Raw genomic sequence first — 16,269 nt, forward strand, 5'->3', positions numbered from 1 at the left:
CGCCGATTCCTTCGTGTGTGCACCCCGTCGGCGGCCGCGTGCCGCCGGAACTGTCGCAGCCTAACATGAGCGGGTACATTGTCTCAGACGGATTTCGAGCGAGGGAGCGATTCATGACCAAGGCACTGCCGGACCGGATCGGCGAGATCGTCCCGCCGCTGCTGGCCCGCCGCTGGACCGTCGCCGACATCCCCGACCAGACCGGCATCACCGCCGTGGTCACCGGGGCCAACAGCGGACTGGGTCTGCGCACCGCGGAAGCCCTCGCCGCCAAGGGTGCGCACGTGGTGATGGCCTGCCGCAACGAACTCAAGGCGGCCACCGCGCTGGAACAGGTGAGCGCCGCGGCCACCGGTCCCAAGCCCGAGGTGCTGCCGCTGGATCTGGCCGACCTCACCTCGGTGCGCCGCGCCGCCGATCACCTCGATGTCCGCGGCGCACCCGTGGACCTGCTGATCAACAACGCGGGTGTGATGGCGCTGCCGCGACATCTGCGCACCGCCGACGGCTTCGACGCCCAGTTCGGCACCAATCACCTGGGGCACTACGCGTTGACCGGCCGTTTGCTCCCCGCGTTGCTGCGATCGCCCAACCCGCGCGTGGTGACCGTGTCGTCCATCGCGGCCTGGGGCGGGATGATCAACTGGCTGGATCCCAATTGGCGCATCGTCTATCTGCGCTGGCTCGCCTACAGCCAGTCGAAGCTGGCCAACCTGCTGTTCACCGCCGAACTCGACCGCCGGGCCCGGGCCACCGGCACCAATCTCACTGCGGTCGCCGCCCACCCGGGCCTGTCGGCCACCAACCTCTACGACGCCGGAGCCGAAAAGGGCACGGCCGCAACGTTTGCCGCGTTGCAGCAGCGGCTGCTGTTCGCACTGGCGCAGTCCGATCACCGGGGCGCGCTGCCGCAGCTGTACGCGGCCACCACGCCCGGCCTGCGCGGCAACTCCTACTGCGGTCCGGCCTTCGAGACCTTCGGCTATCCGCGCCGCACCCTGCGAAACCCGCTGGCCTACAGTCGATTGGAGGCCAGACGCCTGTGGGAGCTGAGTGAGGATCTGACCGGGGTCAGCTACGACTGGCCCGCGCGAGCGAACGCGCGCGAGGTCTGATCACACGGCCGGGTAGACGGCGATCTCGATGAGGTTGCCGTCCAGGTCGTGGCAGTAGTGCGAGATCATCTCGCCGAGCGCGCCGATCTTGACCACCGGACCCTGCACGACGGCCACGCCGCACGCGGTCAGATGCGCGCCGACCTGCTCCGGGGTCGCCGTGGTGATGAAGCAGAGATCCTGCGCGCCGGTGGCTTCGGTGGTACCGGTCGTCCACGCCGGATCGGTGTCCAGCGCGCCGAGCGGGCGCAGGTTGATCTTCTGATTGCCGAAGGTGAGCGCGGTGCGCCCGGCGGGACCGAACTTCTCCACGCTCATCCCCAGCACCCGCCCGTACCACTCGGCGGTGGCCGCCGGGTCGTGGCAGGTGATGACGACATGATCGAAACGCTCCACGCTGAAAGCCATTCCGGCATTCTGCGCCCGATCGGTCACGAGATCAACGGCGGCGCTGCAGCATTCCCCGAAGGTAGGCGGCCTGCCCGGCGTGCTGGATATCGTCGTCGATCACGCTGATCAGGCGCACACCCAGGGTGACGGGTGGATCCCAGCGGGTGTCGACGACGCGTGGCAGGTCGGCGTCGGTCAGGGTGGCGACGTAGGCGAGGGTCCGGTCGTGCACGGCCTCGTAGTAGCCCAGCAGCAGCTCGCCCGGAATGCCGTCCAGCGCAGCGACTTCCGCGGCGGTGTGGCCGTAGCCGGTGGCCGATTCGGCGAAGGGCAGACCGAAGCGCTTGGCCCAGCCCGCGCTCGTCCACGCCTGTTCCGCGCCCGCCACCTCGGCGACGTGATCGTCCTGCACCCGGGTCAGGTGCCAGATCAGCCAGGCGATCGAATTGCCGCCCGGGTCCGGCCGGAACCCCAGATCGGTGTCGCTGAGGCCCTCGACCGCGCCGCGCACATTGTGCTGAATCCGGGAGAAGGCGTCCTGCAGCAGTGCGGTACTGGTCATGCCCGGTGCCAAAGCCCCGGACTCCGAGGTTATTCCCGCGCCCGGTTCGCTCACAGGCTGTAGGCGATCGCGCGCAGGACGAGCACGGCGATGAACACGGCGGTGAAGGCCAGATCGATCGACAGTCCACCCAGCCGCACCGGGTGCAGCACCCGGCGGACCGGGGCGATGACCGGTTCGGTGCAGCGGTAGATGACGGCGCGGGCGCGCAGCACCCAGGGCGGGCTGTCGCCCAGCACCCCGATCCAGTCGATGATCAGGCGCGCGATCAGCAGCAGCATGAACAGGGTCAGGGCCAACCCGAGCAGGGATCCGACGAGCGACATGGCGAACTCCTTCGTAGTGACCGCACTTACGCTGATCAACGCGTCGCACGCGCGGAAAGTGCCGCCTCATCGTGTGCCATGATCGCGAGGTTCGACGGCGGGCGCGCCGAGAGCATGCGAGAATCCGGTCTGCTGTTTCGCCCCGCTCATCACGATCATGAGGAGTTCGACGTGAGCATGAAGTACCTGGCCGGTCTGCCCATCGCGGCACTGGCCCTCTCGCCCATCCTGGCCTCGGTGAACCCCGCGCCCGCCCAGGCTGCGGCCACCAACTACACCTGCACCGCGCAGACCTGGACGGGGGAGTCGCTGCCGACCATCACGGTGTTCCCGAGCACCGGTAAGAAGCGGCAGGCGCAGGGCCTGGCCCAGACCCAGTGGGGCGGCGACGCGAAGTTCGCGACCATCGACTGCAAGCCCAACAACTAGCCGCAACCGCCGGCGAGCCCTGCCGGGGGCTCGAACGGCGTTGCGGTGCCGCCCAAATGGCCTTGCGGTGATTCAGATAGGCGAATGAGGCCAGGCCCAAGGGGATCTGACACCAGAAGGTGAGCAGTCGGAACCCGAGGGCCGCGCCCACCGCGACTCCCGCGGTCAGACCCGCGACCGCGGTGAGTCCGGCCGCGATGGTGATCTCCTTGGTGGCCATGCCGTTCGGGGAGGGCAGCAGCGGTGCCAGCGCCACCGAGACCAGCTCCACCACGAAGGTGTCGGGCAGGCTGAGGTTCGCACCCACCGCGTGCAGCACCGCCCACAGCGCCACCACCATCAGCAGTGGTTGCAGCAGTGCGCAGATCCACAGTGCGGCCGCGCGATGCGGCCGGACCACGATGGCGGCCACGGATTTCCAGGCCTGCCGGGCATCGGCCCGGAAGTGCCGCAGCCGTCCGGCCGATTCCCGCCACCCGCCGTGCGCGGCCACCCGGCGGCGCAGTGCGAGCACTCCGATACCGATCAGCAGCGCCACGACCACCAGCGCCACGGTCGCGATTCCCGCTGTCCGCCACGGATTGTCCAGTGCCGAACGATGCAGCCAGTGCGAGGCGCGGCTACCGAGGTCGTGCCAGGGCGGCTGGGCTCCGGTGCGGCTCATCAGGCTGGGCGCGGCCAGTGCGGCGATCACCACCAGCGGCACTCGCACGATGAGCGCCGCGAAACCCAGCAGGGTCATGGACGCGACCGCGCCCGCGTGGCTGAGTCCGGTGCGGCGCAGGAAGCGCAGGCGCAGCAGCAGGGAGGCCGCGGGCACCAGGCCGATGGCGGGCACCGCGAGTTGCAGCGCGAGCAGTTGCCGGGCCGAGGTCTGCGCCGGAATCGTGCCGCGCAGCATGACCACCGAGGTGGGCCACAGGGCGAGGGTGGCCACCGCCGCCACCGCCAGCCAGCGTGGATCGGCTCCCGCCAGTGCGTGTATTCCGCTGCCCACCGCGTCGCGCTGCCACACCGCCGCGGCGGCGATCAGTGCGGTGAAAACGATGGTGGGTAGAGCCTTCCGCGCAGGTGCGGGAACAACCGACATCTGCCCCTCCTCAGGTATCGCAGACGTAGTTCCCTGTCGAATCGCATTTATGCTGCTCGACATTAACCGATAGTTGCTGTGAAAGCCCGCATTCCGATCTCGGTGCAGGTATTTGTCGGAATAGTGGAGTGCCTCACCTACCGGCCTCCCGGTCTCTTTCTTCCCGAATTTGCCGCTGCCGCACCGACTGATCGTCCAGTTGCCGCCGCGTGTAGCCCACCACCTGACGCAGCACCACCACCTGGTCGGGACCGCAATCGCGCACCGCGTGGAAGTTCGCTCCGGCCCCGATCGGATTTCCCGGTTCGTCGAAGAGCATTCGATGATCGAAATCCAACGGTGTACTACAGGCGTAGAGAATATCGACCACGCCCGGCATGGAATCCGGATTGACGCAGTCGACGATCAGCAGCGCGCCTTCGGAGCGGGTGGCCGAACAATCGATCGCTTCCATCGAGGGCTCGGCTTCCGCCCGCGGGCTCAGCAGCGTCAGTCCGATGAGCCCGCCCGCGAGCAGCATCGCCGGGTGTCGAAGGCCGCTCATACCGCGACCTCCTCCGGAGCAGGGTCCGCGTCGGCGCGGATCTCGTATTCGGTCAACCCGATTCGAGCGTGCAGGCGCTTCGCCCAGCCCGGGGCCCACCAGCAGCGGTCACCGAGCAGCCGCATGATCGAGGGCACCAGCAGCATGCGGATCACGGTGGCGTCCAGCAGCAGCGCCACGATCATGCCGTAGGCGATGTACTTCATCAGCACCAGATTCGAGAGGCCGAACGCGCCGGTCACCACGATCAGCACCAGTGCCGCCGCGGTGATGATCCCGCCGGTGTGCGCGGTGCCGTGGCGAATGGATTCCGCTGTGTCCGCGCCTCTTTCACGAGCCTCGGACATTCGTGACAGCAGGAAGATCTCGTAGTCGGTGGACAGCCCGAAGATGATGGCGATGATGATCACCAGCACCGGGAAGCTCAGCGGCTGCGGGGTGAAGTCGAGCAGTCCGGCCCCGTGCCCGTCGTAGAACACGAACGACAGGAATCCCAGGGTGGCCGTGAGGCTCAGCGCGCTGACCGCGACCGCCTTGAGCGGCAGCACGAACGAGCCGAAGGCCAGGAACATCATCAGGAACGACGCGACCACCAGGATGACCAGCAGCCAGGGCAGGCGACGGATCACCCCGTGGATCGAATCGCGTTCCAGCGCGGGCAGTCCCGTGACGTACATGGTCACTCCGGTGGGCGGCGACAGAGTGCGCAGCCGGTCGATGACCGTGTCGGCACTGCCCGGATCGGCCAGTCCGGCCTGAAACACCTTGAGGTTCACGCCCTCCGGAGCCACCCCGCTGGAGAACGGCTTCTGGAATTCGCCGGTGAGTCCGGGCGTCTTGTTCGCCGCGCCGAGGATGGCCGACAGGGTCGGTCGGTCCGCGCCGTCGATGACCAGTTTGATCGGCGAGGTTCGTTCGGTCGGAAACACGGCGTCGAAATCCTGCTGGGCCGAACGGGTTTCATTGCCCGGTTGCAGGTACTTCTCGGTCAGCCCCGCGTACTGCACGTGCAGGAACGGCAGGATCAGCGCGAGCAGCACCAGCATGATCGGGTAGGCGAGCAGCCGGGGCCGCCGCATCGACCAGGTGGCCAGCCGCGACCAGAACGAGGCGTCGATCTGCGCGGTGGTGCGGGTGCGGGCGATGCGCCGCAATCCCAAGGCGTCCACCCGTTTTCCCAGCACCGCGAGCAGTGCGGGCAGCACGGTGATGGACAGCAGCGCCGCCAGCGCGACCGCCGTCAGCGCGCCCAGCGCCACCGATCGCAGGAACGTCATCGGGAAGATGAGCACCCCGGCCACGCACACCACGATGATGGTCGCCGAGAACACGATGGTGCGCCCGGCGGTCGAAACCGCCACCCGCACCGCCGCTTCGGTGGATCTGCCCTCGGCGATCTCCTCGCGGAAGCGGCTCACCATGAACAGTCCGTAGTCGATGGCGAGCCCGAGTCCGATCAGCGAGATGACGGCGTCGGCGAACTGGTGTACGGCCATCACGTGGGTGAGCAGTCGCATCACACCCCACGAGCCGAGCACCGTGAGCCCGCCGATGATCAGCGGCAGCGCGGCGGCGACCGCACCACCGAATACGAAGAACAGCACCACCGCCACCAGCGGCAGCGCGATCAGATGCATGCGCGCGATATCGGCCTGCATGGTCAGCCCGACCGCATCGGCCACCGGAACCCGGCCCGCCACTTGCAGATTCAGGCCCGGGACGGCGAGCGCGTCCTTGATTCGGTGGTAGCAGTCGACGCTGTCCTGATCACCGGTGCCCTGTAGGCCGATGCTGATGAACGCGCGGGTCCGGGACTCGTCGATGAAGCGGGTCTTGCCGAGGCTGCCGTTCCAGTACCCGCTGACGTCCTTGATCTGATCGTGGTGGTCGGTGAGCAGCCGCGCCGTGAGCGCCTTGCCCGCGGCCTCGATATCCGGATCGGTGATGTGCCGGCCGGGCGGCGCGGAGTAGAGGGCGATGACATCGCCGTCGAAGTCGCGGCCGAAGGTCTTGTCGGCCAGCTGGGTTCCGCGCACCGACTGGCTGGTGTCGTCGAAGAATCCCTGTGCGGTGAGCTTGTCCTGGTAGCCGAAGCCATAGATCCCGGAGATCGCCATCAGGGCGATGAATCCGGCGATGACGCTGTAGCGGGCGCGGTAGGTCCAGCGCCCCATCCGATGGAACACGATCGCAACTCCCCTGGCGAGTGTCCGGCTACGACTGACAGGCCGGTGCTTTGTAGTCGGTCTGGGCGAGGATGCCGCAGATCTCGGAGACCGGGATCTTCCATTCGCCGTTCACCGCGGTCAGGTCGATGGGCGCGGACCGGCGATTGCCGTTGCCGTCCTTGTCCAGCCAGAATTCGGCCTCGAGGGTGTCGCCGTTGAGCGCCACCGAATCCTGGACCACGCCGAAGGCGGCGTTGGGGTTCTCGGAGATGGCCTTCTGCAGGTTGGGCAGATCGGCGCGGAACTTCTCGCCGCCCGCCACGATGGCCAGGCGCTGATCGTCGCTGACCTGGCGACCCTTGCCGAAGAGGTCCTGGAGCCTGGTCTGCAACTGGTCGGCGGTCATCGCGGCGGGTAGTGCGCCGGTCGCGGCGGTGCTGCTGGTCGGCGCGACGGTGATGGTGATATCGCTGCTGCGGACGTTCCCGGAGCCGCAGGCGGAAAGTGTCAGGGACAGAGCAACGGCTGTCAATGCGAACGAGAGTGCTTTGGGCAGAATCATATTCGTGTTCACTCCAATGTGAGCATGATCGCAAATGGTCCTTGCGTGCGTCGTGAATCACAGTATGCTAGCAACTGTCTCAGTCGGTTTGACCAGTTTCTGAAGGAGGGCCCGGTGGCGGGAATGCGCAATCCACCGGGTTCGGGCTTCGCCACCGCCGCCGGACTGGTCGTGGCATTCGTGCTCCTGGGTGCGGGAACCGGTGCGGCCCTGTGGTTCCGGGCCCATCTGGGCTCGCCGCCGCCGATCGTCGTGGTCGCCCAGTCGCCCGCCGTCACCATGACGGCCTCCGCTCCGCCGAAGCCGACGACGACCACCGCGCGGCCGCTGACCGCACCGGAGACCACTCCGGCGCAGGTGCCCGGTGCGGCCGCGTACACCGGTGCCGCCACGCCCGCGATTCCCGGCTTCGACAACAAGTCGGCCAATCAATACGGCTGGTTCAGCGGTGACGGGACCTCCGCACGCTGCGACGAGTGGGATCACGCCAGCGTCGTCGGATCCACCGCGCAGACGCTCTTCGTGGTGTGCGGAACCTATTTCAAGGCTTATGAATTGGCCACCGGCACGCCGATCCGCGTCGGTCTCGCGGGTGGCGGCGACTGGTCAGGGTCGGGTGCGGGCATCGCCGTGCGCCTGACTCGCGACACCCTCACCCTGGCCCGCGACGGCGTCGATCCACAGCCGCAGCCGGTCGTGGCGTGGTGGGCCCCGTAGCGATCGATCGGGTCATCCGAAGTCGTGGACAGCGCTGTCCGTGGCGTGTAAAGACAAGCAGCTCATCTGTCTCAGACGAGTTGGTGGGGAGATTTCCGATGCAGGTGTCCGAACGCCGGGCCGGGCCGAGGTGAACGCCGTGGCTATTCACCAGCCCGAACCCGAAGCGGCGGCCGATGATTCGCTACCCGACGGTGCGCTCACGCCGCTGCCCCCACTGCTCGCCGCGGTACCGCCGATCGTGCGCCCCATCGTCGCACTGGTGCTGTGGGCCTGGACCACCCTGCTCGGCTCGATCGGCACCTTCGGCCGATTCGTGCTGCTGACAGTGGATTCCGTCTATGGTCTGGTCCGCGACATCGTGCGGCTGCGACATCCGTGGCGCGAAACCCTCACCCAGGCCTGGTTCATGATGAGCGTGTCCGGCTGGCCGGCCATCCTCATCTCGGTGCCGCTGGGCGCGATCATCCAGATCCAGGCGGGATCGCTGGCGGCGCAGGTGGGGGCCACCTCACAGGCCGGTGCGGCCGGTGGCCTCGGCGTGATTCGGCAGGCGGCCCCGATGATCTCGGGCATTCTCATGGGCGGCGCGGTGGGGGCCGCGGTCGCCGCCGACCTGGGTGCGCGCAAGATCCGCGAGGAGATCGACGCCATCCGCACCCTGGGCATCAACCCCAATCATCGCCTGGTCGCACCGCGGCTGGCCGCCATGTTCCTGGTCGGGCCGCTGATGTGCATTCTCGTGGTCTTCGTCGGCATGTCGACGATCTACACCATGACGCTGGTACAGGGCGGGGTGCCCGGCGCGTTCTTCAATTCCTTCGCGGCCTTCTCCAGTACCCGGGATCTGATCATCGCCGTCGTCAAGACGGTGGTCTTCGGAATCCTGGTGGTGCTGGTGGCCAGTCAACGCGGGTTCGAGGCGTCCGGCGGTCCCAAGGGGGTGGCCGATTGCGTGAACGCCACCGTGGTGCTCGGCGTGATGACCACCTTCGCGGCCAACGTGCTCATCACCCAGCTGCTGACGATCTGGTTTCCGGACAACTTGGGGTTCTGAATGGTGCTGCCATCGAAATACCGTGCCCTGGGCGCGCATTCGCTCGAGCGCGCCGCGAATACGCTGGTGCCGCTGGTCGGGCTGGGACACCAGTTCGCCTTCGCCTATCACGTGCTGCGCGCGGTGCCGCGCACGCTGCACCGCTACCGCCGCCAGATCGGCGTGGTGTTCATGGATATCGGCTGGGGCAACGGCCGCGTCATCGTGGGCGGCGGCACCGTCGGGGTGGTGGTGTTCATGGGCCTGATGACCGGGGCCATGATCGGCATCGAGGCGTTCCGGCTGCTGGACATGCTGGCCATGGGCCCGCTGACCGGGTTCATCTCCTCCTTCGCCAATACCCGGGAGCTGGCCCCGCTGATCGCGGCCATCGCCTTCGCGGCGCAGGCCGGCTGCCGCATCACCGCCGAGATCGGTTCCATGCGCATCTCCGAGGAGATCGACGCACTGGAAGCGACTGCGGTGGAACCGATTCCGTTCGTCGTGACCACCCGGGTGATCGCCGGGGTGCTGATCGTGATCCCGGTGTACCTGGCGTCGCTGTCCGCGAGCTACTTCGCGACCGCGTTCTTCATCAAGGTGGTGCACGGCCAGGCGGGCGGCACCTACGACCACTACTTCCAGGCCTTCCTGAACCCGAAGGACGTGTTCCTGTCGCTGTTCAAGGCGGTCGTGTTCGTCATCGTGATCATCCTGGTGCACTCCTACTACGGCTTCTACGCCTCGGGCGGGCCCGAAGGCGTCGGGGTGGCGTCGGGGCGTGCCATTCGCGCCAGCCTGGTGCTGATCATCATCTTGGATCTGACGCTCACCACCGCGCTGTGGGGAGTCCTCGTCAGCGATATACGAATTACGGGATAGCGCATGGGAATCGCCAGATATCAGGCCATCAACGGGCGCGGTCCGAAACCGTGGCAGCTGCTGGTGACGGGGGTGCTGGGCGGCGCGGTGCTGCTGGTGCTGTCGCTGCTGTTCACCAGTTACGCGAAGGGCGGTTTCACGCCGAAGTTCATCGTCAACATCGAGGCCGAACAGGTCGGCGAGGGCATCGTCGACGGTGCGGACGTGAAGATGGACGGGCTGCGCATCGGTGCGGTCACCGCCGTCGAAAGTCGCGGTGCCGACAAGCAATTCGTGCGGATCGCGGTGGATCCGGCGAACGCGGAATTCCTCGCCGACAATGTGCGGGCCCGGTTCGTCTCCTCCAATACCCTCGGCATGACCGCGCTGGAGCTGTTCTATCTGGGACCGCGCGGAAATCGGCTGGCCGACAACGCCACCATCACGCTGCCGCGCGACAGTCAGACCGTCACCGTCACCACCATCATCCGGATGGTCGGCGAGCAGCTGGGCAAGATCGATCCGGGGCCGATCGGGCGCATCGGCAAGGTGCTGGATTTCGAGGGCAGTGCCGACGGGATCGGCAAGATGATCTCCACCGCAATCGATCTCGGGCGGATGAAGCTCGGCGATCAGATGCTGGTCGGCGTGGATCCGCGCCCGGGCATCCAGCAGGGCGCGGAGTTCACCGCGAGCCTGTCGGGTACCGCGCGCTCCGCCCTGACCCTGTTCCGCGAGCAGTCCGCGCGCATCTCCTTCCTGGTCGACCATCACGACGATCTGGAAGCCATCGTGAGCCTGGTCGGTCAGGTCATCGGTGACGCGCTGAAGATCTTCCCCAACACCGGTTTCGCCTCGGTGCTCGACGCGCTGGTGAGCATCGTGAAGCCGATCAGCGGCGCGGTCGACGGACTCTCCAGCTTCTACTCCAGGATTCCCCGGTTGCTCGATGCCATCGACAAATCCTTCGTGGCGGGCCCGGACGGCTCGGTCGCGCTGAACATCCAGCTGCTGCTGGCCGGATTGCCCTATCTGGCAGGCGATCCCAAGACGGTCGCGGCCTCACCGCAGCAGCCGGTCCTGCCCGGGCTGCCGCAGATTCCCGGCCTCGCGATTCCGCCCGGACTGTTCGGCACGCAGGGAGGTCAGCGATGAAATCCGTTCGCACAGCGGCGATTCGGCTGGTTCTGGTGAGTATCGTCATCGCGCTGATGGGCGCGATGGTGTGGACCGCGTTGCAGACTCCGGTCCGGGATCCGGTGCACGGCTACTCCGCCCACATCTCCGACGTCTCCGGCCTCAAGGAGGGTTCGGATGTGCGGATGGCGGGCGTGCAGGTCGGCAAGGTGACCCGCATCCAGCTCGACGGGGCCGTCGCCTACGTCGAATTCAGTGTCGCCGACAGCCAGGAGGTGTACGACAACACCGAGGTCGCGGTGCTGTTCTCCTCGCTCATCGGCGACCGGTACCTGGCCTTGCAGCAGAAGGCCGCGCCGGGCCGGAAGATCCCGGCGGGCACCGCCATTCCCATCGAGCGCACCCACGGCTCCTTCGACATCTCCGAACTCTTCGACGCCGTCCGGCCCATCTTCGACACCCTGTCCTCGGGCTCGGTCGACAAGTTCCTGGAGAACCTGCTGCTGGTGGTGTCCGGCGACGGGCGCGGACTCGGGCCGGTCATGGACAGCCTCGAGCAGATCATCGCGGTGGCCTCGAATCAGGAGCCGGTGGTGACGCTGCTGGCGGACAACCTGTCGGGGCTGGTCAGCCGCTTCCAAGGGCAGTCACCGAAGATCGACCAGATGATCACCCAGGTCCTGGATCTGGTGGACACCGTGTACGGGCGACTGGATTCGCTGAACGGGTTGATCCAGAAGGCGATTCCGGGGCTGGACGCCGCCATGCCGCTGCTGGATCGATTGGCAGGCATCTACTACGACAACTTCCCCGGCATGGAGCGGCTCTACAACGAGCAGCTCGGACCGGACATGGTGACCTTCATCCGAGAGACCCTCGCGGCCGCGCCGCTGGCCATGCGAACGCTGAACACCCTGACGCTGGAACCGAAGTCGGGGGACCGGTGGAGCTGCCTGAGTGGGCTGCCCATCCCCACCACCATCGTCATGGGCACCGAGCGCATGGAGGCGTGCAAATGAGAATTCGGATGCCGCGCATGGTGGTTCGCGATGCGCAGGCGCAGACCAGCTTCGAATTCCGGGTCGGCATCGCCGCCGTCCTCGTCACTGTGGCGGCCCTGCTGGCCGCGGTGGGCGCGTTCGTCATTCCGTTCGGGGAGACCGTGTATCGCGCCGACTTCAGCAACTCCGGCGACGTGCGCAACGGCGACGATGTGCGGGTCGCGGGGATCTCGCTGGGCAAGGTGCGCGCGGTGACGCTGGTCGGCGATCACGCCGAGATCGCCTTCGGACTCGACAGCAAGGTGAGGGTCGGCGTCGACTCGCACATCGCCATCCGGCTGCTCACCCCGATCGGCGGGCGGTACCTCTCGATCGAACCGGCGGGCAAGGACAGTGCGGCGGGCCGGATCATTCCGCGCGAACACACCCGCACCCCCTACGACCTGACGGCCGCCCTCGAGAACGCCACCCCCGCCCTGGCCGCCCTCGACGTCGGCAAGCTCCGCGACACCATCGCCAAGCTCGCGGGCGCGTTCGATCAGCAGCCGCAGGCGCTCAACGGCATCCTCGACAGCGTCAATCGGTTGTCCGCCATCGTGATTCAACGCCACGACGAGTTCGCCCGCGCCCTCGACGTGGCCAAGGAATACCTCGAGACGCTGATGAACAAGCTCGACCGGCTACAACTGGCCGGACAGCACGTCCTGGACCTGTACCGGGTGATCGCCGGCAACCGTGAGGGTCTGGTCAACCTGGTCGGGCAGCTGCGCCGCGCCTTCGACTACCTCACGCCGATCTTCTCCTTCGCCGACAAGCAGCTCGGACCGGTGCTGGAACCGCTCTACGACACCCTCGACAAATCCGTGGCCGAACTACTGCGCAACAAGGACGCCATGGCCAGCCTGAACACCAATCTCGCGCAACTGCTGGAGTGGTTCGCGCGCAACTCCGACAACCCCTACGTGAAGGTCGATCAGTCGGGGGCGGTCGTCACCGATACGCCGCTGTGCCCGCAGGGAAGGCCGGGGTGCTGAGTATGCGAAATCCATTGGGCGCGTTCCGTGGTCGTTTCGTTCCCCGCTCCGTCCGGGCCAAAATCGCCGCGGCGGTGGGGGTTGTGGCCGTCGTCATGGGCGGTGTCGTGGCGGTCACCGGCAAGCAGTACTACGACAGCACCGCGGCGCCACTGAACATCTGTGCCGAATTCCGTGACGCCGTAGGGCTTTACCAGGGCAACAAGGTCACCATGCTCGGCATCCAGGTCGGCAATGTGACCGAGATCGAACCCGAGACCGACGGCGTGCGGGTGAAGATGACCGTCGACCGCAAGGTGCGGCTGCCGCAGAATCTGGGCGCGGTCACCATCGCCAACTCCATCGTCACCGACCGGCGGGTGGAACTCGGCCCCGCCTACAACGGTGGCGGGACCTTCGACTACCGGTCGTGTATTCCCCGGGAGCGCACCAAGACTCCGGTCGGCTTCACCGAGGCCATGCGCGCCATCGCCAATCTGTCGGAGGACCTGACCGGCAAACCGCACGACGCGCCACTACAGCAGGCCCCGCCCACCGTGCTCGGCGATTCGCTCGACCGCATCGCCCGGCAGGTGCACGACAGTGCGGTCCCGTTGAACGGGGCCATCCGCAATGTCTCCGAGGTGCTGGGTGATTCGGCGGCGGGGGCGAACTATCTGGTCGGCGCGATCCTCAAGGAGTTCCGCAAGATCAGCCAGAATCTGGACCAGGGGGTCAGCGACGGCGATTTCCTGATTTCGGCGACCACCGACGCCATGGACATCGCCAATCGGATCCTGCCCGACCTCACCCAGATCCTCAGCGATATCGCGGTGTGGGTGCCGCCGCTGGCCAACCTGCTCGCCTACAAGTGGGGTCGCATCATCGTCGCGGGGTTCGACGGGGCGATGCCGGTGATCACCAAGATCCTCGACCACACCCAGGATTACGTGGGATTCATCCAGAGCATCCCGCCCGCGCTACAGGGCGCGATGCGCCTGTTCGACGAGCAGCTCGGTGCCGGGAAATTGCAGTATGTGCCGCCCAGCTTCCGCATCGACCCGGGGCTGGCGCAGGACGTGTGCGCGCTGGCGAAACCCTGGTATCCGCCGTGTGATCGGGGCTTCGGGCCCGGCGAAAGCATGGATCTCGGGCTGGTGCAGCTGGTCATGTCGGCGGCCGGGGGGAAATGATGGGAATGCGTGGAAGACACTGGCGCACAGCGCTTCTCGGGATCATGACGGTGCTGGCGGTGACCGGCTGCGCGGTGCGGCCCCTGGACCTGCCGCTACCGGGCACCCGCTACGGGAAACCGACCTACCAGGTGCGGGTCGAATTCGGGAACGTGCTGTCGCTGCCGCTCAAGACCAAGGTGGAACTCAACGGCGCACAGGTCGGGCTGGTGGAATCGGTGAGCGTGCGGCCGCGCCCCGACGCCAGCGTGCCGGAACTGCCCGCCGATCAGCAGCCCTACTATCAGCCGACCGCGGTGCTGGTCATCGACACCGCGGTGCACCTGCCGGTAGAGACCAGGGTCGAGATGGCGCAGCAGACGCTGTTCGGCGACACCTTCGTCAAACTCAGTATCCCGGAACATGTTTCGGGCCGCACCCTCGGTCAGGGCGGGGTCATCCCGATCACCCAGACCAAACAGGCCACCAGCGTCGAGCAGTACATGACCGCCGTGGTCAGCTGGGTGACCGGCGGCAATGTGCCGTTCGTGCAGAGCTTCGTCAGCAGCGTCAACCAGGCGTTCCCCGCCGACACCGGCGACTTCCGCGACTTCATGACCAAACTGTCGGTCAGCATCGACCGCATCGGTGAGAAGACCGGGCAGCTCAGCGCGATCCTCGACAATGCCACCGCCGCGCTGGACACCTTCCGGCAGGCCGACGACGTCTGGAAGTTCGTGTTCGACGACGCACCGGTGCTGCTGGGGGTCATCCAGCAGGTGGCGCCGGACATCTTCTATTTCATCGACTCCATCAGCGACGTCGCCTCCTTCGCGGGTCAGTACCTGATCGACCCGAACAATCCGAAGGTCAAGCCGCGGGTCGATGCCATCAACCGCTTCCTGGATGTGTGGACTCCCTTGGCGCAGGCCGTGATCGCCACCCCCGACCAGATGCCGCGCACCCTGGCCTCGGTCGACGCACTGCTGACCAACAAGATCGTGCCGTTCCTGTCGGCGCGCGGGTTTCCCGCGATCCAGCTCTCCGACGTGGTGCCGCAGACCCCGGCCTCGGCGCTCACCGGCGACCCGGACACCGACGCCCGCATCACGGCCGCCAACGAGCAGGCCTTCCGTGATCGGGTGAATCCGATCCTGAAACTGGTGGGGTTGACGCGATGACCCGCAAAATACTGGTCTCCGGACTGGCGATGGTGCTGATGGCGGTCAGCGCCACCCTGTACCTCACCTACGGAGTATTCGGGTTCAAGCCGGGTGCGAGCACCTATTCGCTGAGCGTGCTGCTGCCCAATTCCGGTGGGCTGATGCAGACTTCGCCGGTCACGCTGAACGGATTGCAGGTCGGGCGGGTGCAGTCGCTGGCCAAGGCCGAGGGCGGCGTGCGGGCGGCGCTGCGGGTCGAGGCGAAGTACCGGATACCCGCCGACGCCGAGGTGACGGTCGCCAACCTGTCCGCGGTCGGCGAGCAGTACATCAACTTCGCGCCGAAATCGACCGGCGGGCCGTACTTTCCGGACGGCGCGGTGGTGCCGGGCGGGCAGGTGGTGGCGCCGCTGACCATCGCGCGGGCGCTCGGCGGGCTGCAGGGGGTGATGACGCAGCTCGACCCGGACAGCATCAACACCATTCTCAGCGGAGCCGACACCGCCATCGACGGCGTCGGACCGAGCATCCAGAAGCTGGTCGAATCCGGCAGCATGTTCGCTACCACCATGCGGCAGAACCGCGAACTCATCCAGCGGCTCCTGGGTTTCGCGGCCGGGGCCGCCTCCGAATCCACGGGGGAGAAGCTCACCCTGCTGCGCTCCTCCGCCGACCGGTTGGCCACCACGCTCGCGCCCGAACTGCCCGCGCTGCTGGACCAATTCATCGACATCACCGTGCAGAGCGGCGGCACCCAGCTGGTCCCGTTGATCCCGCTGCTGCGCAAGCTCATGAACTACCTGCAGGTGCTGGTGCAGAAGGGCGGGCCCGCGCTGGAGGTGATCCGCCCATATCTACTCGACCCGCTCGAGAACTCCTACGTCGATCTGGGCAAGACCATGGACGGCCTGCAAGCCGCCTTCCCGGACGGCAAGGGTTTCCGGTTGCTCGTAGATATTCCGCACTGAGGTTGGGGGACAAGG

General features: G+C 67.0%; 18 protein-coding genes. 11 read left to right on the forward strand and 7 right to left on the reverse strand.

What is annotated here, in order from left to right; genetic code table 11:
• The first annotated feature begins 113 nt into the window (after positions 1 to 113).
• Positions 114 to 1,115 carry an oxidoreductase gene (locus tag OG300_RS04190; RefSeq protein WP_405492313.1) on the forward strand — a complete coding sequence of 334 codons (1,002 nt, stop codon included), beginning with the start codon at positions 114 to 116 and terminating at the stop codon, positions 1,113 to 1,115.
• Here OG300_RS04190 and OG300_RS04195 read toward each other — a convergent pair whose 3' ends face one another.
• From OG300_RS04195 to OG300_RS04205, 3 genes are read right to left on the reverse strand one after another with little or no spacing between them, the layout of a single operon-like run.
• Positions 1,116 to 1,523, reverse strand: a complete 408-nt coding sequence (locus tag OG300_RS04195; RefSeq protein WP_405492315.1) for a VOC family protein — start codon at positions 1,521 to 1,523, stop codon at positions 1,116 to 1,118. It lies immediately after the preceding gene.
• A gap of 31 nt (positions 1,524 to 1,554) precedes the next feature.
• Positions 1,555 to 2,067 (reverse strand): DUF664 domain-containing protein, encoded by a 513-nt coding sequence (locus OG300_RS04200; protein WP_405492317.1) that lies wholly within the window; start codon positions 2,065 to 2,067, stop codon positions 1,555 to 1,557.
• Between the two features lie 50 nt (positions 2,068 to 2,117).
• Complete coding sequence (locus tag OG300_RS04205) at positions 2,118 to 2,393, reverse strand: YggT family protein (RefSeq protein ID WP_405492319.1); 276 nt, start codon at positions 2,391 to 2,393, stop codon at positions 2,118 to 2,120.
• A 78-nt stretch (positions 2,394 to 2,471) separates the two neighbouring features.
• On the opposite strand from OG300_RS04205, the gene OG300_RS04210 reads away from it, so the two are divergent.
• Complete coding sequence (locus OG300_RS04210) at positions 2,472 to 2,822, forward strand: hypothetical protein (protein WP_405492321.1); 351 nt, start codon at positions 2,472 to 2,474, stop codon at positions 2,820 to 2,822.
• Here the strand turns inward: OG300_RS04210 and OG300_RS04215 are convergent.
• The 4 genes from OG300_RS04215 to OG300_RS04230 all read right to left on the reverse strand — a co-directional run bounded on the left by OG300_RS04215 (position 2,713) and on the right by OG300_RS04230 (position 7,156).
• Entirely contained in the window at positions 2,713 to 3,912 is a 1,200-nt protein-coding gene (locus tag OG300_RS04215; RefSeq protein WP_405492323.1) for a YbhN family protein, read from the reverse strand. The two genes, OG300_RS04210 and OG300_RS04215, sit on opposite strands and share 110 nt — an antisense overlap.
• A gap of 133 nt (positions 3,913 to 4,045) precedes the next feature.
• The gene (locus OG300_RS04220; protein ID WP_405492325.1) at positions 4,046 to 4,432 is read right to left on the reverse strand and encodes a hypothetical protein; all 387 of its coding nucleotides are present in this window, start codon (positions 4,430 to 4,432) and stop codon (positions 4,046 to 4,048) included.
• 20 nt (positions 4,433 to 4,452) lie between these two features.
• On the reverse strand, positions 4,453 to 6,642 hold the full coding sequence (locus OG300_RS04225) for an MMPL family transporter (protein WP_405492327.1): 2,190 nt from the start codon (positions 6,640 to 6,642) through the stop codon (positions 4,453 to 4,455).
• A gap of 28 nt (positions 6,643 to 6,670) precedes the next feature.
• Positions 6,671 to 7,156, reverse strand: coding sequence for a hypothetical protein (locus tag OG300_RS04230; RefSeq protein WP_405492329.1), 486 nt, complete (start codon positions 7,154 to 7,156; stop codon positions 6,671 to 6,673).
• 144 nt (positions 7,157 to 7,300) lie between these two features.
• Here OG300_RS04230 and OG300_RS04235 point away from each other — a divergent pair, with 144 nt between their 5' ends.
• From OG300_RS04235 to OG300_RS04275, 9 genes are all read left to right on the forward strand, one after another.
• Positions 7,301 to 7,903 carry a hypothetical protein gene (locus tag OG300_RS04235; RefSeq protein ID WP_405492331.1) on the forward strand — a complete coding sequence of 201 codons (603 nt, stop codon included), beginning with the start codon at positions 7,301 to 7,303 and terminating at the stop codon, positions 7,901 to 7,903.
• 139 nt (positions 7,904 to 8,042) lie between these two features.
• On the forward strand, positions 8,043 to 8,960 hold the full coding sequence (locus tag OG300_RS04240; RefSeq protein WP_405492333.1) for an MlaE family ABC transporter permease: 918 nt from the start codon (positions 8,043 to 8,045) through the stop codon (positions 8,958 to 8,960).
• Positions 8,961 to 9,821 carry an ABC transporter permease gene (locus OG300_RS04245; RefSeq protein WP_405492335.1) on the forward strand — a complete coding sequence of 287 codons (861 nt, stop codon included), beginning with the start codon at positions 8,961 to 8,963 and terminating at the stop codon, positions 9,819 to 9,821.
• A 3-nt stretch (positions 9,822 to 9,824) separates the two neighbouring features.
• Positions 9,825 to 10,955, forward strand: coding sequence for an MlaD family protein (locus OG300_RS04250; protein WP_405492337.1), 1,131 nt, complete (start codon positions 9,825 to 9,827; stop codon positions 10,953 to 10,955).
• Positions 10,952 to 11,956, forward strand: coding sequence for an MlaD family protein (locus tag OG300_RS04255; protein ID WP_405492339.1), 1,005 nt, complete (start codon positions 10,952 to 10,954; stop codon positions 11,954 to 11,956). The genes OG300_RS04250 and OG300_RS04255 overlap by 4 nt, the downstream gene beginning before the upstream one ends.
• A complete protein-coding gene (locus OG300_RS04260) occupies positions 11,953 to 12,972 on the forward strand; it encodes an MCE family protein (RefSeq protein ID WP_405492341.1) in 1,020 nt (339 codons plus the stop codon). The genes OG300_RS04255 and OG300_RS04260 overlap by 4 nt, the downstream gene beginning before the upstream one ends.
• A 2-nt stretch (positions 12,973 to 12,974) precedes the next feature.
• Positions 12,975 to 14,144 carry an MlaD family protein gene (locus OG300_RS04265; RefSeq protein WP_405492342.1) on the forward strand — a complete coding sequence of 390 codons (1,170 nt, stop codon included), beginning with the start codon at positions 12,975 to 12,977 and terminating at the stop codon, positions 14,142 to 14,144.
• Between the two features lie 44 nt (positions 14,145 to 14,188).
• On the forward strand, positions 14,189 to 15,304 hold the full coding sequence (locus OG300_RS04270) for an MlaD family protein (protein ID WP_405492344.1): 1,116 nt from the start codon (positions 14,189 to 14,191) through the stop codon (positions 15,302 to 15,304).
• Entirely contained in the window at positions 15,301 to 16,254 is a 954-nt protein-coding gene (locus OG300_RS04275; RefSeq protein ID WP_405492346.1) for an MlaD family protein, read from the forward strand. Before OG300_RS04270 ends, OG300_RS04275 begins: the two co-directional genes overlap by 4 nt.
• Positions 16,255 to 16,269: the final 15 nt, after the last annotated feature.

The sequence above is a fragment of the Nocardia sp. NBC_00511 genome (genome assembly GCF_045161165.1).
GTDB lineage: Bacteria > Actinomycetota > Actinomycetes > Mycobacteriales > Mycobacteriaceae > Nocardia.